A 21,497-nucleotide genomic window follows, 5' to 3' on the forward strand; every position below is an offset into this window, starting at 1 on the left:
GCAGTCCATCGCCCTGCTCACCAGTCAATCTTCTAAAGGAGATTGGCCCATGAACATGCGCATCGTTGCCCGCCTGATCAACCTGCCCGAAAACCGTGGTGTTCGTGTCGAAACCGCTGCCCACCCCGTGCTGCTGGTGCGCGTCGGCGACCAGGTGCGGGCGTTCGAGGCGGGCTGCCCGCACGCTGGCGCGCCGCTCGAACAAGGCGTGATCTGCAACGGGCATATCGTGTGCCCGTGGCACAAGGCGGCCTTCGCCGTGGACAGTGGCGCGGTGCGGGAACCCCCGGCACTGGTCGGGCTCAAGCAATACCCGGTGCAGGTGCATGATGGCGTGGTCAGCGTCGGCGATACCGCTCTGTGCGCCGAGCCCACGCCACTGCCCCACGATTCACGCTGCTTCGCGGTGATCGGTGCCGGCGCGGCAGGAGCAGCGGCCGTGGCCAGCCTGAAACGCGACGAGTTTGCCGGGCGCCTGCTGTGGATCGACCGCGAACCGAACCCTGCCTACGATCGCACCGCCCTGAGCAAATTCGTGATTGCCGGCCAGATGGCTGCCGATGACACGCCTGCCCTGCTGGACGAGGCCGTGGTGATTCACGGCGAGGTGCAGCGCCTCGACGCCGCGGCCAAACGCATCGAACTGGTCGACGGCCGCCACTTCGACTACGACGCCGCGCTCGTGGCCACCGGCGGCGACGCCCAGCCCCTGGACATCCCCGGCGCCGTGCTGAATAACGTGTTCGTGCTGCGCAGCCGCGACGATGCTGCACGCATCAGCGCGGCGGCGGCCTCGGCGACGTGCGCAGTGATCATCGGTGACAGTTTTATCGGCCTGGAGGCAGCGTCGGCCCTGCGTCAGCGTGGCCTCGTGGTGCAGGTGGTCAGCCGCCACGCCATCCCGCTGGCCGCGCAATTGGGGCCGCGCATTGGCGCCGCCATCCGCCAGTTGCATGAAGACCACGGGGTGATCTTCCACAGCAATACCGAGCCCGAACGCCTGGACGGGCATGGCGCCGTCAGTACGGTGCTGTTGAAAAATGGCAATCGCCTGGCCGCCGACCTGGTGCTCATCGGCGTCGGCGTACAACCGGCCACCGACTTTATCGACGGGGTGCAAAAAGCCGAGGACCACTCACTGCAGGTCGATGCGCACCTGCAGGCAGCCCCGGGCCTGTGGGCCGCCGGCGACAACGTGACCTTTGCCTGGCAACAGCATCCCACGCGCATCGAGCACTGGCGCGTGGCCCAGCAACTGGGGGTGCTGGCGGCGCGCAACATGCTCGGTGAAGCCCAAACGTATGCCGACGTGCCATTCTTCTGGACCTACCACTTCGACAAGACCTTCGAGCTGCTCGGCCACCCACGACACTGGAACCGCCTGCACCTGGAAGGCGACCTGCAACACCATGACTTCATCGCCCTGCTCTGCCATGACGACCAGGTTGAAGCGGTGATCGCCTGCGAACGCCAGCAGGCTATGGCGGACCTCTCACAGCGCATGCAGCAGCCCCTGGGCAAAGCCGAAGCCCTGGACATCATCCGCCGCCGTTAACGCTTTTTGCGCGTGCCCAGTTGAATCCACGTCGGCGCATGGTCGCTGGCGTGCGGCTCGTTGCGTACCCAGGCATCCACGCCGGCATCCTTGAGGTACGGCATGAGCGCGGGGTTGAGCAGCAGGTGGTCGATGCGCAGGCCGGCGTTTTTCTGCCAGTGCTGGCGAAAGTAATCCCAGAAGGTATACACCCGTGCCTCGGGATACAGATGGCGCACGGAATCAGTCCAGCCCTGCTCCAGCAGGCGCTGGTACGCGGCGCGGCTTTCCGGTTGCAGCAAGGCATCCTTGAGCCAGGAGCGCGGGTTGTAGATGTCCAGGTCGGTGGGCACCACGTTGAAATCGCCAGCCAGCAGCACCGGATGCTCACTGGCCTGCAACGCCTTGGCATAGGCAATCAGCCGTTCGAACCAGGCCAGCTTGTACTCGAATTTCGGCCCAGGCTGCGGGTTGCCATTGGGCAGGTACAGGCAGCCGACCAGCACACCGTGCACGGCGGCTTCGACATAGCGGCTTTGCGTGTCGTGCTCGTCACCGGGCAATCCGCGCCGGCTCTCCAGCGGCTGGGCATCGCGCGCCAGGATCGCCACGCCATTCCACGACGCCTGGCCCAGGCAGATCGCCCCGTAGCCGGCGGCTTCGAAGTCGGCATACGGGAACAGGCTGTCGGGCGCCTTGAGTTCCTGCAGGCAGACGATGTCGGGCTGATCGCGCGCCAGCCATTGCAGCAGGTTGGGCAGGCGGGCACGAATACCGTTGATATTGAACGTGGCGATTTTCAGGGCTTTCATCGCAGCGGATCCTTGCAGGGCTCTTGGGGTAGAGCCTGCAAGGCGTGCAGATGTTCAATCCAGGTCGGTCATGCGCGTGATACCGACAGCCAGGGCAGCCTTGCGCTGTCCCTGGCTCACCGGCATCAGCCCCCTCAGGCCTCAGTAGCCCAGGGACAGACCGGTATTGCGACGCGGATCGTTGGCGCCGTAGAAGCGGTTGTTGCCCACCGGCTTGCCGTCCAGGGATGGCGCACCGACCAGGATAGCGGCCAGGTGGTTGGCATCCTGGGGACCGGCAAACTTGTGGCCCCAGCTTTCCAGGATCTTCTGGGTGTCCGGGCTGACCGCGAAGGTCTCGAGATTGGTGGTCTCCGGCATCCACTGCTGGTGGAAACGCGGCGCGTCCACGGCTTCCTGAATGTTCATCTTGTAGTCGATGACATTGAGGATGGTCAGCAACGTCGCGGTGATGATGCGGCTGCCACCTGGCGTGCCCACCACCATCACGGCCTTGCCATCCTTGGTCACGATGGTCGGGCTCATCGACGACAGCGGCGCCTTGCCCGGCGCGATGGCGTTGGCTTCACCCTGGACCAGGCCGTACATGTTCGGCACGCCGACCTTGACGGTGAAGTCGTCCATTTCATCGTTGAGGATCACCCCGGTCTTGCTCGCCATCACGCCCGCACCGAACCAGTCGTTGAGGGTGTAGGTCACCGACACCGCATTGCCCCACTTGTCGACGATAGAATAGTGAGTGGTGTTGTTGCCTTCATGCGGCGACACGCCCGGCTTGATCGCCTGGGAGTCCCCGGCCTTCTGCGGTTCGATGGCGGCGCGCAGCTTGGCGGCGTAGTCCTTGTCCAGCAGATGGGCGATCGGATTCTTCACGAAATCCGGGTCACCGAGGTAGCTGTTACGGTCCACGTAGGCGTGGCGCATTGCTTCGATCTGATAGTGCAGGCCCTGGGCCGAGTGATAGCCGAGGTCGGCCATCGGGTAGCCTTCGAGGATGTTCATGATCTGGCAGATCACCACGCCACCGGAGCTCGGAGGCGGTGCCGAGACCACGTGGTAGCCACGGTAGTCGCACTCGATGGGCGCCAGTTCACGGGTCTTGTACTTGTCGAGGTCGGCCTGGGTGATGATGCCCTTGCCGGCCTGGCTGGAATCTACCAGCGCCTTGGCGACCCAGCCTTTATAGAAGCCGTCGCTGCCCTTGGCGGAGATTTCCTTGAGGGTCTTGGCCAGGTCTTTCTGCACCAGTTTCTGGCCGACCTGCATCGGCTGGCCGTTGTGCAGGAAGATCCCGCGCATGTCCTGGTCTTTTTCGAACTCGCCGGTGGCGGTGTGCAGCAGGTCGATATCACCCTGCTCCAGCTCGAAACCGTTTTCCGCCAGCTTGATCGCCGGGGCAATCACCTGGGCGCGCTTGAGGGTGCCGTATTTGCTCAGGGCCAGTTCCATGCCAGACACGGTGCCGGGCACGCCGACGGCCAGGTGGCCTTTGGCACTGAGGCCTTCGACGACATTGCCGGCCTTGTCCAGGTACATGTCGGCGGTGGCCGCCAACGGGGCTTTTTCGCGGAAGTCGAGGAAGGTCTTGCGTCCGTCCGCCAGCTGCACGGTCATGAAACCGCCGCCACCGAGGTTGCCGGCCGCCGGGTACACCACGGCCAGCGCATAGCCGACTGCCACGGCCGCATCGACCGCGTTGCCGCCGGCCTTGAGTACATCCACACCGACATGAGTGGCCAAATGCTGGGCCGTTACCACCATGCCGTTTTCACCGGCCACCGGGGCCTGGGACGCGGCGTGAACGCCACTGACCGTCAACACCAGTGCAGTGGCAATCAAGGTACGGCTGAAGGGTTGGTATTTCATCCATGGCTACTCTAGTTATTGAGACGCACCAAAATAGCCCGGCGCGAGTTTAATCCCCAGTGCAATGGCGTTTTTATTACAGAACTTGTCGGTCACAGAACGGCCGGCAAAATGCCCATGCTATATTTCGCGCCAAACTGTCGTCGAAGGCGCGCTGGCATGGCAATCAAGAAGACCGGGATCCGAGCCCAACAGGCGGACCAGACGCGCGCGCGCATCCTGCAGGCGGCGATCAAGGTGTTTACCCGCGACGGCTATTCCGGCGGGCGTGTCGACAGCATTTCCAAGGAAGCGGACTCCAACGACCGCATGCTTTATTACTATTTCGGCAGCAAGGAGCACCTGTTCGTCTGCGTGCTGGAACACACCTACGAGCAGTTCAACAAAGCCGAAAGCACGCTCAAGCTGGACCTCGATACGCCGGTGCAGGCCCTGCGCGAACTGGTGGCGTTTATCTGGAACTACTACGTCAAGCACCCGGAGTTCGTGGCGATCCTGAGCATCGAGAACCTGCACCAGGGCAAACACGCGCAGCAGTCCGGCGAATTGCGCCGATTGTCCGGGGAAGCAGTCGGCGTGCTGCGCCCGATCATCGAGGCCGGCCAGGCCCAGGGCGTGTTCCGCGAGGATGTCGACCTCAAGCACGTGTACCTGATGATCGCCTCGCTCTGCTACTTCTATAACTCCAACCGCCACACCCTCAGCTCATTCCTCGGCGAAGACTTGTCGAACAAGCGGCAGCAGCAGGATTGGCTGGGGTTTATCAGTGATTTGGTGGTGCGGGGCGTCACCCCAGTCTCCGTGTAGAAACCCATTCCAACTGTGGGAGCCGGGCTTGCCCGGCTCCCACAGTTGATCGGCTTATCACCCGGGCTATCAGTGCGTACCGGGGTTCGCACGCAAGTGAGCGACCTTCTGCTCCAGGCCATTCCATGCCGGCGCGTTCGGCGCGAACTGCCCGCGCAGATAGCCGACCAGCTCCGCCACCTGCGTGTTCGACAGGCTGTCCTTGAAACCCGGCATGTACCCCAGGTCCTTGGTCGCAGGGTTGCTGATGCCTTGCAAAATCACCTTGATCAAATTATCCGGCTGATCACTGTGCACATTGGTATTGGTCGCCAATGAGGGGCTGACCCCAAACAACTTCGGCCCCAGGCCGTCGGCATGGCAGGCCTTGCACGAACCCTCGAACACGCGTCGGCCATTCGGATTCGGCACCGTCACTGCGGCGGCGACCTTGGCCTCGGCTGCCGCCTCGCCATTCAGCGACGCCAGGTACACCGCCATCGCGCGGATATCCGCCTTGGGCAACTTCGCCAACTCACTCACCACCGGGCCCATCGGGCCGGCGGCCACCCCGTGCGAATCGGAATAGCCGGTGCTCAAATAGGTGAACAACTGCTCTTCGGTCCACGGCGTCGGCGCCTTGGACAACCCCGTCAATGCCGGCGCTTCCCAGCCATCCACTATGCCCCCCGCCAGGAACGACTGGCCGCCCTTCTCCGCGCCCATCAGGTTACGCGGCGAATGGCAGGCGGCGCAGTGCCCCAGGCCATTGACCAGATAGTTGCCACGGTTCCACTGCTCACCGCGTTCAGGCTGTGGCGTGATCTCACCGCGCCGCAGGTTCAGCGCATTCCAGCCCGCCATCAACGGCCGGATATTGAACGGAAAGCGCATGGCATTCGGTGTCGGCGCCTGGCTGACCGGGGCCTGGGACATCAGGTAGGCATACAGCGCCTGCATGTCGGCATCGTCGATATTGCGAAACGCGGTGTAGGGAAACGCCGGGTAGAGGTTGCGCCCATCACGGCCAATGCCGTCGCGCATCGCTCGCTCGAACGCCGGGTACGACCAGGCGCCGATGCCGGTTTTGACATCCGGGGTGATGTTGCTGCTGTACAGCATGCCGAAGGGCGTTTGCATTGCCAGCCCACCGGCATTGGTCGCGCCACCGGGCGCCGTGTGGCACACCGCGCAATCGCCGACGGCCGCCAGCAGGCGCCCGCGTTCCAGGGTGGCGTTGGACCAGGTGCTGGCGCTGGGCGGCGCTATCGGCGCGATCTCGGGGTGAAACGGCCAGGCTGTGGCCAGCAGCGCGCCCAAGCTCGCGAACAGTGCACCGAACCACCATTTACGGCGTTTTTGCGGCGACTTGGCCGGCTCACCCAAGGTGCCGTCGTTCAGCGCCGCCAATACGCGCTCCGGGGTGATCGGCAACTCGCGAAAGCGAATCCCGGTGGCATCGTAGATCGCGTTGGCAATCGCCGCCGCGCTGGGCACCGAGGCGGACTCACCGGCGCCCATCGGTGGCTGGTCCTGGCGCGGCATCATCAGCACGTCGATCTGCGGCACCTGCGGGAACGTCAGGATCGGATAACCGCCCCACTCTTTGCTCGCCACCGTCGACTCTTCAAAGGTCACGCGCTCCTTGAGCACGCGGCTGGTGGACTGGATCACATTGCCGTGGATCTGATGCTGCACCCCCGCCGGGTTGATCATCATCCCCGAATCATGACCGATCACCACCCGCGTCACCGACACATCGCCGGTCTGCTTGTCGATCGCCACGTCCGCGACCCAGGCCGCCCATGCCGCGCCGAAGCCGGGAAACTTGCTGTGGATGTAGCGCGCGTAGGCAAAGCCACGGCCACGCAGCAGGTGGTCTGGATTGGCGGTCTGCATCGGCGCGGTGCGCGGCGACCAGTTGGCGCGTTCGGCGGTGGATTTCACCAGGTCGATGGCGCGCTCGTCCTTGAGGTAGCGCAGGCGGTATTCCACCGGGTCGACGCCAGCGGCAAACGCCAGTTCATCGATATAGGATTCATGCGCGAAGGTATTGGGCAACGCCGACACGCCGCGCATCCACGACGCACGCACGATGGGCGCCATGTCGTTGATGGTCACGCGCATGTTGTCGATGTCGTACGGCGGGATCGAGGTGCGGTCGCCCATCTCGAACATCGCCGCCACCGGCTCCACGCGCCCCGTCAGCAGCAATGCCAGGGTTGGCGCGCCGTTGGACGGGTAGCTGGTTTCGAAGTCATAGGCGGCGATGCTGCCGTCGGCGTTGAGGCCACCGTCGACGTCCATCAACTGCCCAGTGCCCTTGGGTTCCCACAAGTGTTCCTGCTCGCGGGTCAATTGCACCCGCACCGGCTTGCCCACCGCGCGCGACAGCAGCAAGGCGTCGGCGCAGACATCGTCAGCACAGTTACGTCCGTAGCAGCCGGAGGCTTCCATGCGGATCACGTCGATCAGCGCTTCATCGCATTCGAGCAGCCACGCGAGGTCAGCGCGCAACAGGTGCGGGTTCTGGCTGCCGGACCAGACGCGACTGCCGCTGGCTTGGTAGTCCGCCACGCCACAGGACGGGCCGATCGAACCGTGCATCTGGTAAGGCCACAAATAACTGCGCGACAGGCGCTGGCTGGCACCCGCCAGCGCTTCATCGACATTGCCCTGGTCGAGAACAGTGCGGCGCACCCGTGGATTGTCGCGGATGGCTTGTTCCACATCGCTCATGTCCGGCAACCCATTGTTCCAAGGTTTCCAGTGCACCTGCAGCGCCTCGGCGGCCTTGATCGCCTGCTCCTCACGCAGCGCCACCACGCCGACAAAATCGCGGATCACCACGACTGCGACGATGCCGGGGATATGCGCGATGGAGGCCTCGTCCACGCGCAGCAGGCTGTTGCCGACAAACTCGCCGCAATCCAGGCCGGCGTACGGCGGGCGGATCACCCGCCCATGGAGCATGTCGGGCACGCGCATGTCGTGCACATAGGTCAGTTCGCCGGTGGCCTTGCCGGGAATATCCACCCGCGCAGCGCCCTTTCCCACCAGGCGATAATCCTCGACGGCCTTGAGCGGTGCGTCGCCGCTGATGCACAACTGGTCGTGCTGGCCGCTGACCAGTTCGCCGTAGGTGGTGGTGCGCCCGTCCGCCGCTTGAATCACACCGGCGTCGACCTTGAGGCTGGCGGTGCTCACCCCCCAGCGCCCCGCCGCCCGCGCCAGCAAGAAGCGTCGCGCTTCGGCGGCCGCATTGCGCAAGGGCACGGCGGAAATCTGCAAGGTCGCGCTGGCAATCGTCGCGCCCTGGTTCGGCACGCGCTCGGTGTCGCCAAGCACCATCTTTACCTGGTCCATGCCCAGGTCGAGTTCTTCGGCGACGATCTGCGCCAGCGAAGTGCGGATGCCGGTGCCCAAATCCACATGGCCGTTGAATGCATACACCAGGCCGTCGTCGTTGACGGCGATAAACAGCCCCAGTTCCTTGGGCTTCACGGTCGGCGTACCGCCCTTGGCCACCGGGCCCGAAGGCGGCAGCACGTCATCGACGATCAACAGGACGCCGGCCTTGGCCAGCCACTGGTCACGGGAAAGCGGAGTGTCGGTCATGGTCATCAATCCACGGTCATGAGGCGGGCGGCACGCAGCACCGCGCGGAGGATTTCGATATGGGTGCCGCAGCGACAGAGGTTGCCCGACAGCTCGTTGCGCACCTGGGCTTCGCTGGGGTTGGGGTTACGGTCGAGCAAGGCCTTGGTGGTCATGATCATGCCGTTGAGGCAGTAGCCGCATTGCGCGGCCTGCTCATCGATAAAGGCCTGCTGCACCGGATGCGGCGCCTGGCGCGTGCCGAGGCCTTCCAGGGTGACAATCTCGCGCCCCACCGCGCCGGACAGCGGGAACACACAGGAACGCGCCGCCACGCCATCGATGATCACCGTGCACGCACCGCACTCCCCCAGGCCGCAGCCGTACTTGGGGCCGTTGAGCTGCAGGTCATTACGCAACACCAGCAACAGCGGCGTATCCGCCATGGCGCTGACATCGCTTTGCTGCCCGTTGACCTCAAGCGTTACCGTGATGTGCTGGCTGATCATTCGCTTCGCCCGTAACAGTTGGTGAAGTAGTCACTACATTAAACAGTCAAAAAAAAGCGCCGCGGACCTGGGGTCTCACGACACACTTGACTGATGAAGTGGCTGCTACATCAACCTGGAGCAAAAACGGTGCCAATGGGGGGAAGTGGTTAACAGACTACCGGTGGTGAACAGATTTCTTTGTGGTGAACAGATTTCCTGTGGTGAGCAGACTTCTTTTATGGTGAGCAGCCTTCTTTTGTGGCGAGCGGGCTTGCCCCGCGTTGGGCTGCGTAGCAGCCCCAAAAACCACACACCGCGATTCTTCAGCAATAACCCAGCATGCTTGAAAGGGGCCGCTTCGCGCCCCAACGCGGGGCAAGCCCGCTCACCACAAGCAAGCCCACTCACCACAGTCAAGTCTGCTCACCACAAACAAGCCCACTCACCACAGGCAAGTCTGCTCACCACAAGCAAGCCCGCTCACCACAGGGACATCTGCTGAGCACCACCGGTCAGCTCACAACCCTGCCGCCCTACTCCTGCGGATCCTCGATCATCTTGCGCAACAGGAACAGCACTGCCACGCGTTCGGCGGGGTTGAGGTTGCTCATGGTCAGCTCGCTGATCTGTGCAGCACGCGGCGCGGTTTGCGCGACGAGTTCGGCGCCGGCCGGGGACAGGTCGACCACGACTTTGCGCTTGTCCTGCGGGTCGGGCTCAAGCGTGATCAATTCCTTGGCCTTGAGCCGCTCGACAATACCGCGAATGGTCGCCTGGTCCACTGCCGTGGCCTTGACCAGTTCAGTCAGCGAACTTGCACCGTGATCGCGCAGCGCACACAGGGTGACGAACTGCACGGCGGTGAGCTGGGAGTCGCCGACATTCTGCTGAAAAATCGCCAGGTGACGCTGGTAAGCCTTGCGCAACAGGTGGCCAACTTGCTCAGAAAAAACGTAGGAATCAGGCACGGCGAAGCTCGGTGGGTGGCTAGCGATGGGGAAGCATGATGGCGAGGTTGTCGCAATGACTCAAGGATCTCATTGCCGGAACGCGGTCGAAATGTGGGAGCGGGCTTGCTCGCGAATGCGGTGTGTCAGGTGGCGCATTGTTGACTGACGTAGCGCATTCGCGAGCAAGCCCGCTCCCACAGTGGGGATTCAGCGTGCCAGGGAGGCTGGCGGTGCGACCACATCGCCGGCGATGACGACGGCCTGGTCATCCAGGTACACATCGCAATTGCGCAGCGGAATGTCCATGTGGCACGGCGTCTTGCGCGTCCCGCCCACTTCGGTGTTCGGCCCGGTGGAGAAGAGGAAATTGCCGTAGAACGCCCGCGCGTCCATGCACATGCCGTCGTTCTTGTCGTGCAGGCCCATGGCGGTCCACTGCGCCCGAGGCTGCAGGCCCCAGCCGATGTGGGAGATGCCGTACACCTCGGGGTCGTTGAAGTACTTCATGTAGTCGCGCAGGTACTCGGCCTCGAATCCCCCGTGGATACCGGTGATAAAGCCCTTCTCGATCTCCAGGGTGATCTTCTCGCGGGTGTAGGTCTTGAACGGCAGCAGGATGTCGCCGATGTCCAGCACCAGCACGCCCTCGGCGGTTTCTTCGTTAGGCCAGGAGAACAAGAAGCCGCTGGGCCAGTGGTCCCAGCGCCCAGGCTCGTCGGCAAATCCGTACTCGGTCACCGACGGGTATTGCCCCAGTGCAGCGCGAAAATCGCTGCCGGCACGCGACTTCACATGAATCGAGCGCGCCTGCTTCAACAGCTGCTCGGCAGCCAGCACGCGCACCTTGTCTGCTTCGGTAGGCAGCATCCGCGCCAGCACTTCCGGCGGCTCCACGGCCAGCAGGATACGCGTGCCGGTCTTGAGGATCTGCTCCTGCTCCGGCGAGTGCAGCAACATCATCGTGTCGACAATCAGGTCGGCCGCTTCCAGCGCGCGTTGCGCGGCGATATTGCCGGTCAGCGCCGTGTCGCCGCAGTAGGCGGTCATGTCATTGCCCATCGCCCGTGGGTGATTGAACGATGGCAACTCCACCGCATACACCTTGGCCCCCAGGCGCTGCGCCGCGTCCATCGCAGCGCGCACGGTGCGCAGGTCGGAGTAATGGCTCTTGAGCACCGCGACGCTCTGCGTCGGGTCGACCTTTGACAGCGTCAGCACGTATTCAAACATCTGGGTCAGTTCGCAATCGCTTACCGGCATTTTCCTGTCTCCTGTGGGGCTGCACCACGTTCAGGCATCGCGCTTCACTCTGGTGCATTTATATAGCGTATACGCCATTTAATAACGATAAGACCTGAATTAAAGGCGAACTGCAAGCATCACACCAAAACGTTACCTTTCCACACAAAACCCAACAGATAAAGGGCACAAAGCGTTACAGATGAAAATATCGGCAAAAAAATAAAAATGTGAAGGTGGGCTTCCCATTTCAAAATATGAGCGTATACACTTTAAAAACCTTGCGGACAGACGCCGCCGACAATCAACAAGAGAGAGGATCACGCCCCATGGGAAGCACACAAAAAATCGCCATCGTCGGTGCCGGCCTGGGCGGCGCGGCTGCAGCCACCCTGTTGCAGCAAGCCGGTTTCGATGTGGACGTGTACGAGCAGGCGCCGGAATTTTCCCGATTGGGCGCGGGGATCCATATGGGCCCCAACATCATGAAAATCTTCCGCCGCATGGGCATCGAAAAGCAGCTGGACCTGATGGGCTCGCACCCCGAGCACTGGTTCAGCCGCTGCGGCGAAAGTGGCGACTACCTCTCGCGCATTCCACTCACCGGCTACGGCGCGTCCTACATCACCGTGCACCGTGGCGACCTGCACGCGCTGCAGATGTCCACCCTCAAGCCCGGCACACTGCACTTCAACAAGCGCCTGGAAACCCTCGAAGAAACCGACACCCAGGTGCGCCTGACCTTCGCCGACGGCGAAGTGACCTACGCCGACATCGTGATCGGCGCCGATGGCATCAATTCAAAGATCCGCGAAGAACTGCTCGGCGTGGAAAAACCGCTGTACAGCGGCTGGGTTGCGCACCGCGCGCTGATCCGTGGCGACCAGCTGGCCAAGTACGACCTCAAGTTCGAAGACTGCATCAAGTGGTGGACCGAAGACCGCCACATGATGGTGTATTACACCACCGGCAAGCGCGACGAGTACTACTACGTGACGGGCGTGCCGCATGCCGAATGGGACTTCCAGGGCGCGTTCGTCGACAGTAGCCGCGAAGAGATGTTCGACGCGTTCAAGGGCTACCACCCCACCGTACAGGCGCTGATCGAGTCCACCGAAAGCGTGACCAAATGGCCGCTGCGCAACCGCAACCCGTTGCCACTGTGGAGCCGTGGTCGCCTGGTGCTGCTGGGCGACGCCTGCCACCCGATGAAACCCCACATGGCCCAGGGCGCCGGCATGGCCATCGAAGACGCGGCGATGCTTACCCGCTGCCTGCAGGAAACCGGGATCAGCGACTACCGCACCGCGTTCCAGCTCTACGAAGCCAACCGCAAGGAGCGCGCCTCCCGCGTACAGGCCGTGTCCAACGCCAACACCTGGCTGCGTACCCAGGAAGACCCGGCCTGGGTCTACGGCTATGACCTGTATGCCCAGGAACTCAAGTCGGGGGTGGCCGCGTGAGCACCTACCTCTACGGCGGCAACGTCCAGGCCAACGGCATTCGCCAGCACTACCTGCGCTACGGCGGCAAAGGCCCGGCGCTGATCCTGATCCCCGGCATCACCAGCCCGGCGATCACCTGGGGCTTCGTGGCCGAGCGTCTTGGCGCGCAGTTCGACACCTACGTGCTGGATGTACGCGGTCGCGGCTTGTCGTCGACCGGGCCCGAACTGGACTACAGCGCCGACACCTGCGCCGAGGACATCGGTGCCTTTGCCGACGCACTCGGCCTTGAGAGCTACCACCTGATGGGCCACTCGATGGGCGCGCGCTTTGCTGTTCGCAGCGCCGTGCTGAATCCCCAGGGCGTCAACCGCGTGGTGCTGATCGACCCGCCTGTCTCCGGCCCGGGTCGCCGCGAATACCCGAGCAAGCTGCCATGGTATGTCGATTCGATCCGCCAATCGCAGGTCGGCATGGATGCCGAGGCGATGCGCGCCTTCTGCGCCACCTGGACCGACGAGCAGCTGCAGCTGCGCGCCGAATGGCTGCACACCTGCTACGAACCCGCCATCGTGCGTGCCTTCAATGACTTCCACAGCGTGGATTTCCACCAGCACCTGCCCCATCTGAAGGCCCCTGCCCTGTTGGTGGTGGCCGGGCGTGGCGGCGTGATCCTCGATGACGACATTGCCGAAATCCAGGACCTGCAACCCGGCATCCGGATCGCCCGCGTGCCGAATGCCGGACACATGATTCCCTGGGATGACCTCGACGGTTTCTTCCGCGCCCTCGGCGACTTCCTCGAACAATAACCATGGAGACCACCATGCAGAAGCCTTACCGCATCGGCCAGATCGTGCCGAGTTCCAACACCACCATGGAAACCGAGATCCCGGCGATGCTCACCGCCCGTCAGGCGATCCGGCCCGAGCGTTTTACCTTTCACTCCAGCCGCATGCGCATGAAGCAAGTGCGCAAGGAAGAACTGGCGGCCATGGACGGCGAGTCCGACCGTTGCGCCGTCGAGCTGTCCGACGCCAAGGTCGACGTGCTGGGCTACGCGTGCCTGGTGGCGATCATGGCCATGGGCCTGGGTTACCACCGCAATTCCGAACAGCGCCTGCGCAAGGCCACCGCTGACAACGACGCCAACGCCCCGGTTATCACGAGTGCCGGCGCGCTGATCGAAGGCCTCAAGGTGATGGGCGCCAAGCGCATCGCGATTGTCGCGCCGTACATGAAGCCGCTGACCGAACTGGTGGTGAACTACATCCGTGAAGAAGGCTTCGAGGTGGTGGACTGGCGCGCGCTGGAGATTCCCGACAACCTCGAAGTGGCCCGCCACGACCCGGCCAACCTGCCGGCCATCGTCGCCGGGATGAACCTGGAAGGCGTCGACGTGATCGTGCTATCGGCCTGCGTGCAGATGCAGTCGCTGCCGGTGGTGGCCAAGGTCGAGGCGCAAACCGGCAAGCCAGTGCTTACCGCCGCCATCGCCACCACCTACGCCATGCTCAAGGCCCTGGACCTGGAACCCATCGTCCCCGGCGCGGGTGCCCTGCTGTCTGGTGCTTATTGAGGGAGCGAGGGAGTGGCTGAGACTTTTGTGATAGGCGCGCTTGTTGTGGTGTGAGCGGGCCGGTTGTGGACTGTCGGCTTGCTGTGGTGGCTGGTTTTTTTTGTGGTGAGCGGGCTTGCCCCGCGTTGGGGGGCGAAGCCGCCCTGACACCAGGCACTGCGGACTGCCTGAAAGACCGCATGGGCTCTATTGGGGCGGCTTCGCCACCCAACGCGGGGCAAGCCCGCTCACCACAAAAAAAGCCCACTCACCAAAACAACCAGCTCACGACAACAAGCCTGCTCACCATAAAAGCTCGCTCACCACAAAAACAGAGCCTGTGCACCACCCATCAATGAGGGTCGAACATGACTGAACAATCCGCCGACGCCAACTATCAAGGCGTCTGGGGCAACCGTATCGGCTTTGGCAAAAAAGCCGCATTGCTGATGATCGACTTCATGCAGGGCTACACCACCGAAGGCGCGCCGCTCTATGCCCCCGAAGTGGTGATCGCCGTGGCGGAAAGCGTCGAGCTGCTGGCCACCGCACGCCGGCACGGGATTGCGGTGGTACACACCAATATCCGTTACCATCCCGGCCATTTCGCCGACGGCGGCATCTGGGTCAAGAAGGCCCCGGTGATGAAAGACATGGTCGAAGGCAACCCGCTCGCGGCGTTCTGCGTCGAGGTGCTGCCCCAGGCCGATGAAGTGGTGATCACCAAACAATACGCCAGTGCGTTTTTCGGCAGCAGCCTGGCCCCGATGCTGCACGCCCAGGGTATCGACACCGTGGTCCTCGCCGGCTGCTCCACCAGCGGCTGCATTCGTGCAACGGCGGTGGACGCGGTGCAACACGGGTTTCGCACCATCGTCGTGCGCGAGTGCGTCGGCGACCGACACCCCGCGCCCCACGAAGCCAACCTGTTCGATATCGACAGCAAGTACGGCGACGTGGTGAGCAAACAGGAGGCCATGAGCAAATTCAGGGAGCAATAAGACGGTACCGAGAACCGCGCCATAGAGCGCGGTCTTGAAAAACTGAGGCCCAGGCCTTGGAATGCAGTCCCCTGTGGGAACCGATCCCTGTGGGAGCCGGGCTTGCCCGCGATGCAGACGCTGCGGTGTATCAGCTACACCGCGTCGATGTCATCGCAGTCAAGCCCGCGCCCACCCAGGCCGGTTCCCATCCGTGATCGCCTCCAGCCCCCTCAGTCTTCTGACACTGCCTTTGGAAGTCGCTTCTACAGCACTCCGAAGTGCTGAAAGAAAAGCGGCTGTATAAAAACCATAAGTCACCGCCAGGAGACACCCCGATGCCCATTGCGAATGCAGCGCCCGCGACCACGGTCGCCGACCCGGTCAACACGCTTTACCACAAGATCACCTGGAAGCTGATCCCGTTCCTGTGTTTCTGTTATCTGGCCGCGTACCTCGACCGGATCAACATCGGTTTCGCCAAACTGCAGATGCTCGACCAGTTGCAGTTCAGCGAAACCGCGTTCGGCCTCGGCGCCGGCCTGTTCTTTGTCGGCTATATCCTGTTTGAAGTCCCGAGCAACCTGGTGCTGGAACGGGTCGGTGCGAAGATCTGGATCGCGCGCATCATGATCACCTGGGGCCTGCTGTCGGCCTGCACCATGCTGGTCACCTCCACCACCCAGTTCTACATCCTGCGCTTTCTGCTCGGCGCCGCCGAAGCCGGCTTCCTCCCGGGCGTGTTGTACTACCTGACTACCTGGTTCCCCACCTACCGGCGCGGGCGCATCATCGCGCTGTTCATGATCGGCCTGCCGCTGTCCAGCGTGATCGGCGGGCCGTTGTCCGGCTGGATCATGGGCCACTTCGACCACATGGCCGGCCTGCGCGGCTGGCAATGGCTGTTCCTGATCGAAGCCGTGCCCAGCGTGCTGCTCGGCGTACTGACGTTCTGGGCACTGCCCAACACCTACCAACAGGCCAAGTGGCTGTCGGACGAAGAAAAGGCCCTGCTGGAAACCGAGCTGCGCAAGGACGACGCCGACAGCAACGGCAGCAAGCACAGCTTCCGTGACGGCTTCTTCAACCTCAAAGTGTGGATGCTCGGCGGTATCGACTTCTCGATCCTGCTCAGCGCCTACGCCATGGGCTTCTGGATGCCGACCTTCATCCGCAACGCCGGGGTCACCGACACCTTCCATATCGGCATCCTCACCGCGCTGCCAAGCGTCGCTGCACTGCTGGGCATGCTGCTGATCGGCGCCAGTTCGGACAAACACCGCGAACGCCGCTGGCACATCATCGTGCCGTTTTTCATCGGCGCCGCCGCGATGGCCACCAGCACGTTCTTTACCCATAACGTCGCGGCCACCGTCGCCTTGTTCGCGATTGCCTCGGCGGCGATCATCGGCGCGGTGCCGGTGTTCTTCAGCCTGCCGGCGACCTTTCTCAAAGGCACTGCCGCGGCTACCGGCTTCGCCCTGGCCTGCTCGCTGGCGAATATCGCCGGCCTGGTGAGCAACTCGTTGATGGGGGTGGCGATCGACGTCACAGGCAGCAGCGCGGGTGCCTTGTGGTTTTTCGCCGGCTGCCTGATTCTCAGCAGCTTCCTGGTCATCGCCTTGCCGGCGAAACTGGTGAACCGTTGATCACACCCACTCTTTCGGATGAACCACCATGCAAGGCTTTCTGAAACGCTGTGCCCTGCTTGTCGCGGTCGGCCTGTGTGCCGGCACCGCGCAGGCAGCGGAAAAAGTCATCTTCGACACTGACTTCAATGTGCTCAACGATGACGGCCAGGCCTTCATCATGCTCGCCCAACTGCATGCGCAAAAACGCATCGACCTGCTGGGCATGACCTTGGTCAGCGGCAACGCCTGGGTCGACCAGGAACAGGTCGACGCCCTCAAGGCCGTGGAGCGCATGGGCGTGGAGAAAGAGGTCGGCGTGTATTCCGGCGCCGCCTACCCGCTGCTGCATGACTACGCCACCTACGAGGCGGAAAAAGCCCTGTTCGGCTCGGGCTGGCCGGGAGCGTTCAAGAACCCGCGACCGACCTCGCCCTCCCAGCTGGTCGCGCCACCGGATGGCCTGGCGACCCACACCCAGCTGCGCAAGGAAACCGCCGCGCAATTCATCGTCGACAGCGTAAGGGCCAACCCGCATCAGGTGACGATCCTGGCGGTCGGCCCGCTGACCAACGTCGCCCTGGCGATCCGCTCGGCGCCGGACATCGTGCCGCTGATCAAGCGCATCGTGTACATGGGCGGCGCCCTGGAGATTCCGGGCAATACCACGCCGGCGGCGGAGTTCAACTGGTGGTTCGACCCGGAGGCGGCGAAGATCGTGTTGCGCGCCCCGATCGAACACATGATTTTCCCCAACGATGTGTGCGAGAAGGTCACCTTCGACAAGTCGGTGTACCAGCGCGTGATTGCGCAGAAAGGCGCGATTGCCGACCTGTACAAGCATGAGTTCGGCCCGTTGTTCGACAAGGACCCCAGCTACCACAGCTTCACCTGGGACAGCTTGCCGGCGCTGTACCTGGTCAACCCGCAGATCGTGACCGAGTCACGCGAGTTGTGGGTGGATGTGGACGCCACCTTTGGCGCCGACTACGGGCGCGCACTGGGCTACAAGAAAGGCGCCCCGGTAGGCACACAGAAGGCCAAGGTGGTGTTCGGCGTGGATCAGAAGACATTCTGGGACGGCTACGTCAACCTCGTGACCCTGCCGACGCCGGTCAAGCACTGACCGGCTGCGCGCTCCCACCTTGCGTGGGAGCGCCTAGGCCTCAACCTGCCAGCGCAAACCCGCGCTGCAGGTCCTCGATCAGCGCCGCCACATCTTCCAGACCGATATGCAAACGCACCACCGGGTTCAACGCCCGGTCGGATGCGCTGTCGCGGTCCTGGGTGTCGGCCACGGTAACCAGGCTTTCATACCCGCCCCACGAAGCCCCCAGGCCAAACAGCTGCAAGCCGTCGATAAAGCGTTCGACGTAGCCGGCATCGGCACTGGCCAACTCAAACGACAACAACCCATTGCTGCCGGTGAAGTCGCGACGCCACAGCGCATGCCCCGGATGCTCGGGCAGCGCCGGATGGAACACGCGCTTGACCTGCGGCTGCGCCTGCAACCACAGGGCAATGTCCACGGCCTGGCGCTCGTGCACATCCAGGCGCGACGCCAGGGTGCGGGCACCGCGCAGGATCAGGTAGGCATCGTCGGCACTCACCGAATTGCCGAAGGTATCACTCATCTTGCCCAGCGCCGGCCAGGCTGCCTCGGTGGTGCACACGCTGCCCATCATCACGTCACTGTGCCCGCCGAGGTATTTGGTCAGGGCCATGATCGAAATGTCCGCGCCCAATGCCAGTGGTCGGTACAGGTAGCCTGAGCCCCAGGTGTTATCGACGGCCAGCAGGATGTTGCGCGGCTTGCACAACGCCGCAATCGCAGGCAAATCGCACAGTTCATACAGCAGCGAACCCGGCACTTCGGCGTAGACCATCCTTGTATTGGCTTGCAGTTGCGCCTCCACGCCCTTGCCATCCGGCGAGAAGTAGCTCACTTCGATGCCGAAGGGCTGGAGAAACTCGCAGGCCAGTTTGCGCACCGGCGAGTACACCGCATCGGTGATCAGCACATGATCGCCGGGGCGCAGATAGGCCAGGAACACCTGGGCCGCTGCCGCCAGGCCCGTGCCGTAGAGACGCGTGCGATAGCCACCTTCGAGTTCGCTCACCAGATCTTCCAGCGCGTGGGAGGTCGGGTTGCCGCGCGCGCCGTAGGTCAGCACGCGCTCGCTGTCGCGGCGGGCACGGGCGTCGCGCATTTGCGCCAGGTTGTCGAACAGCACCGTGCTCAGGCGCGTGATCGGCACATTGACTGCGCGGCCGCCGTGGCCCTTTTCGGTACGTGCGGCGTGGATCAACCGCGTGCGCACGCGTGACGGCGGCGCCAGGGGTTTGAGGCTGGCGATTTCCGCCTCACTCATTTGCGCCAACAGGCCGATTTCCCAGGCCAGGTACTGGCGGGCGGCGTCCTTGTTGCCGCTATGGCGGTCGTGGGTGAAGAACAGGAAGTCGATGCACTGCGCGTCGGGCGGGTTTTGCGGGTCTTCCTTGACCGGCAAGCCAGCCGCTGCCCAGGCAGTGAGGCCGCCGTCGAGCAATCGAGCCGACAGCCCTTGGGCTGCGAAGGCCGCTACTGCAGGGTCATCCGCCACCAGCACCAGCGGACGCTGATCGGTTTTAAGCTGCGCACGAATCGACCAGGTGGAACCGGCAATATGCCCCTTGCGATACACCATGCTCGGGCGCAGATCGACCAGGTTTACCTCACTCAATTGCGTCGCCAGCGCCTCGGGGCTGATCAACGGCAACGGCTCATACGCCACCGGCTGCAACACCGGCAGGGCCAGGCCACTGTCGATGCCGCCGCTCAGCACGTAGGCCTCATGCCCCAACTGCCGCAGCCAGCTGGCGACAATCGGTGCGCGCACGCCATCGCTGTCCACCAGCACAATGCGCGCCTGGCGCACGCCGATGTACAAGTCTGTGGACTGGATCAACTGCCCGCCCGGTGTGTGTTGCGCGCCGGGCAACGTGCCCAGGGCAAAGTCTTCGCCAGTGCGCACATCACACAGGAACAGGCTGCGTTGCGCGTCATCGGCCCAATGGCGAACCTGATCCGCCGACACCGTCGTCACCCCTGCCCGTTCAGCCAGTTGCCGCGCGGCCTGGCGCTGGGAGGCCAGGTCGCCGTTGACCTGCTCGGCGTAGCGGCGGGTGCTGCCATGCTCCAGCTGGAAGTCTTCCAGGTACCAGCCTTGGGTGCCGTTTTCCAAGGCGTAGATCGGGTTTTTCAAGCCCAGGTTGATCAGCGTCTGCGCGCCGATAATGCTGCGCGTACGCCCGGCGCAGTTGACCACGATCGGCGTGCGGTCATCCGGCACCAGGTCATGCACGCGATAGCCCAGTTCGCCGTTGGGGCAGCAGATCGAACCGGGGATGGTCATCTTGCGGTACTCCTCGAACGGCCGCCCGTCGAGCACCACCAGCGGCTCGCCACGCGCCTGCCACTCGGCCAGTTGCCGCGCGGTGACGTGAGGCGTGTGGCTGGCCTCCTCGACCAGCTCGCCAAAGGCCTTGGACGGCACATGCACCCCTGCAAACAGCTCCAAACCGGCGGCCTGCCAACCCTGGGCGCCACCTTCAAGCACATGCACGCGGCGGTAGCCCAGCGCCTGCAACCGCGCCGCCGCCAGTGCCGCGACTTCACCGCCATCCTGGTCGTAGATCACCAGGCGCACCTGCGGGTTGGGCGCCAGGCGGCGTACCTCCAGCTCCAGGCGGCTATAGGGCAGGTTCACCCCATGGAACAGGTGGGCCTCGCCGTATTGCCCGTGTTCGCGCACGTCGAATACGGCGATTTCCTGCCCGTCGAACAGCCATTGCTGCAGTTGACTTGAGGTGATGGTCTGGCTCATGGAAGTCCCAACAAATTAAGAGAAGAGTTACTGCAACGCCAACGAACGTTCGCCCGGTGCCACTTCGCGACCCTTGGCATAGGCACGCTGCACCGCCGGCCGCGCCTGGATGCGCAAGCGCCACGCCTGGATATGCGGGTAGTCCGCCAACTGCTGGCCCTGGCGCAACGGCTGGATCCACGGAAAAATCGCCATGTCTGCCACCGAGTATTCGCCGGCCACATACGGCACTTCGGCCAGGCGCTGCTCCAGCACCCGGTACAGGCGCGTGGCTTCGGCATTCAACAGGTCGAGGGCGAAGGCAATCGGCTCGGGGGCCTTCTCCTTGAACAACTGCAATTGGCTGAGATACGGGGTGATATGCCCGACCTGCCAGAACAGCCATTCCTGGACCTTTTGCCGCTCGGCAGTGCCGGCCGGTGGCAGGAATTGCCCGGCGCTGTCGGCCAGGTAATTGAGGATCGCGCCGGACTCGAACAGGCTCAACGGCACCTCGGGACGGTGGTCGACAATCGCCGGGATACGCCCGTTGGCGCTGATGCGCTGGAAGTCGGCGTGCTTTTGCTGGCCTTCCCGGATATTCACCGGCACCAGGCGGTAATCCAGGCCCAGCTCTTCGAGCAGGATCCCGACCTTGAGGCCGTTGCCCGTGGGCCAGTAGTACAGATCAATCATAAAAACCCCTGGATGAACGCGGTCAACCTGTGGGAGCTGGGGTGGGGGGGGGGGGGGGGGGGGGGGGGGG

General features: G+C 63.5%; 16 protein-coding genes. 8 read left to right on the forward strand and 8 right to left on the reverse strand.

Translation table 11 applies throughout. From position 1 onward, the window contains the following. The first annotated feature begins 49 nt into the window (after positions 1–49). Positions 50–1,555, forward strand: a complete 1,506-nt coding sequence (locus tag NTD80_RS04680; RefSeq protein WP_262132356.1) for an FAD-dependent oxidoreductase — start codon at positions 50–52, stop codon at positions 1,553–1,555. Here the strand turns inward: NTD80_RS04680 and NTD80_RS04685 are convergent. Together NTD80_RS04685 and ggt are read right to left on the reverse strand one after the other, a co-directional pair. After that, positions 1,552–2,346 carry an exodeoxyribonuclease III gene (locus NTD80_RS04685; protein WP_262132357.1) on the reverse strand — a complete coding sequence of 265 codons (795 nt, stop codon included), beginning with the start codon at positions 2,344–2,346 and terminating at the stop codon, positions 1,552–1,554. The two genes, NTD80_RS04680 and NTD80_RS04685, sit on opposite strands and share 4 nt — an antisense overlap. A gap of 141 nt (positions 2,347–2,487) precedes the next feature. Further along, on the reverse strand, positions 2,488–4,212 hold the full coding sequence (gene ggt, locus NTD80_RS04690; protein WP_262132358.1) for a gamma-glutamyltransferase: 1,725 nt from the start codon (positions 4,210–4,212) through the stop codon (positions 2,488–2,490). 159 nt (positions 4,213–4,371) lie between these two features. On the opposite strand from ggt, the gene NTD80_RS04695 reads away from it, so the two are divergent. Then, the gene (locus NTD80_RS04695) at positions 4,372–5,019 is read left to right on the forward strand and encodes a TetR/AcrR family transcriptional regulator (protein WP_106804025.1); all 648 of its coding nucleotides are present in this window, start codon (positions 4,372–4,374) and stop codon (positions 5,017–5,019) included. Between the two features lie 69 nt (positions 5,020–5,088). Here NTD80_RS04695 and NTD80_RS04700 read toward each other — a convergent pair whose 3' ends face one another. From NTD80_RS04700 to NTD80_RS04715, 4 genes are all read right to left on the reverse strand, one after another. Then, positions 5,089–8,616 carry a molybdopterin-dependent oxidoreductase gene (locus NTD80_RS04700; protein WP_262132359.1) on the reverse strand — a complete coding sequence of 1,176 codons (3,528 nt, stop codon included), beginning with the start codon at positions 8,614–8,616 and terminating at the stop codon, positions 5,089–5,091. Positions 8,617–8,621: 5 nt separating this feature from the next. Beyond that, entirely contained in the window at positions 8,622–9,104 is a 483-nt protein-coding gene (locus NTD80_RS04705) for a (2Fe-2S)-binding protein (RefSeq protein WP_106804026.1), read from the reverse strand. 515 nt (positions 9,105–9,619) lie between these two features. After that, on the reverse strand, positions 9,620–10,054 hold the full coding sequence (locus tag NTD80_RS04710) for a MarR family winged helix-turn-helix transcriptional regulator (RefSeq protein WP_065904969.1): 435 nt from the start codon (positions 10,052–10,054) through the stop codon (positions 9,620–9,622). Positions 10,055–10,243: 189 nt separating this feature from the next. Beyond that, a complete protein-coding gene (locus NTD80_RS04715) occupies positions 10,244–11,296 on the reverse strand; it encodes a 2,5-dihydroxypyridine 5,6-dioxygenase (RefSeq protein WP_262132361.1) in 1,053 nt (350 codons plus the stop codon). Between the two features lie 308 nt (positions 11,297–11,604). On the opposite strand from NTD80_RS04715, the gene NTD80_RS04720 reads away from it, so the two are divergent. The 6 genes from NTD80_RS04720 to NTD80_RS04745 all read left to right on the forward strand — a co-directional run bounded on the left by NTD80_RS04720 (position 11,605) and on the right by NTD80_RS04745 (position 18,012). Next, on the forward strand, positions 11,605–12,738 hold the full coding sequence (locus tag NTD80_RS04720; protein ID WP_065904961.1) for an FAD-dependent monooxygenase: 1,134 nt from the start codon (positions 11,605–11,607) through the stop codon (positions 12,736–12,738). After that, entirely contained in the window at positions 12,735–13,532 is a 798-nt protein-coding gene (locus NTD80_RS04725) for an alpha/beta fold hydrolase (RefSeq protein WP_262132364.1), read from the forward strand. The genes NTD80_RS04720 and NTD80_RS04725 overlap by 4 nt, the downstream gene beginning before the upstream one ends. Before the next feature lie 14 nt (positions 13,533–13,546). Continuing rightward, positions 13,547–14,299, forward strand: a complete 753-nt coding sequence (locus NTD80_RS04730; protein ID WP_010210656.1) for an Asp/Glu racemase — start codon at positions 13,547–13,549, stop codon at positions 14,297–14,299. 347 nt (positions 14,300–14,646) lie between these two features. Continuing rightward, on the forward strand, positions 14,647–15,279 hold the full coding sequence (locus NTD80_RS04735) for an N-carbamoylsarcosine amidohydrolase (RefSeq protein ID WP_106804029.1): 633 nt from the start codon (positions 14,647–14,649) through the stop codon (positions 15,277–15,279). Positions 15,280–15,596: 317 nt separating this feature from the next. Continuing rightward, entirely contained in the window at positions 15,597–16,907 is a 1,311-nt protein-coding gene (locus NTD80_RS04740) for an MFS transporter (RefSeq protein ID WP_106804030.1), read from the forward strand. 28 nt (positions 16,908–16,935) lie between these two features. After that, complete coding sequence (locus NTD80_RS04745) at positions 16,936–18,012, forward strand: nucleoside hydrolase (protein WP_262132370.1); 1,077 nt, start codon at positions 16,936–16,938, stop codon at positions 18,010–18,012. Positions 18,013–18,052: 40 nt separating this feature from the next. Here NTD80_RS04745 and metC read toward each other — a convergent pair whose 3' ends face one another. Beyond that, on the reverse strand, positions 18,053–20,752 hold the full coding sequence (metC, locus tag NTD80_RS04750) for a cystathionine beta-lyase (protein ID WP_262132372.1): 2,700 nt from the start codon (positions 20,750–20,752) through the stop codon (positions 18,053–18,055). Positions 20,753–20,779: 27 nt separating this feature from the next. Then, positions 20,780–21,427 carry a glutathione S-transferase family protein gene (locus NTD80_RS04755; RefSeq protein WP_065904955.1) on the reverse strand — a complete coding sequence of 216 codons (648 nt, stop codon included), beginning with the start codon at positions 21,425–21,427 and terminating at the stop codon, positions 20,780–20,782. Positions 21,428–21,497 lie beyond the last annotated feature (70 nt).

Source organism: Pseudomonas sp. 13B_2.1_Bac1 (assembly GCF_025466155.1).
Taxonomy (GTDB): Bacteria; Pseudomonadota; Gammaproteobacteria; order Pseudomonadales; family Pseudomonadaceae; genus Aquipseudomonas; species Aquipseudomonas aylmerensis.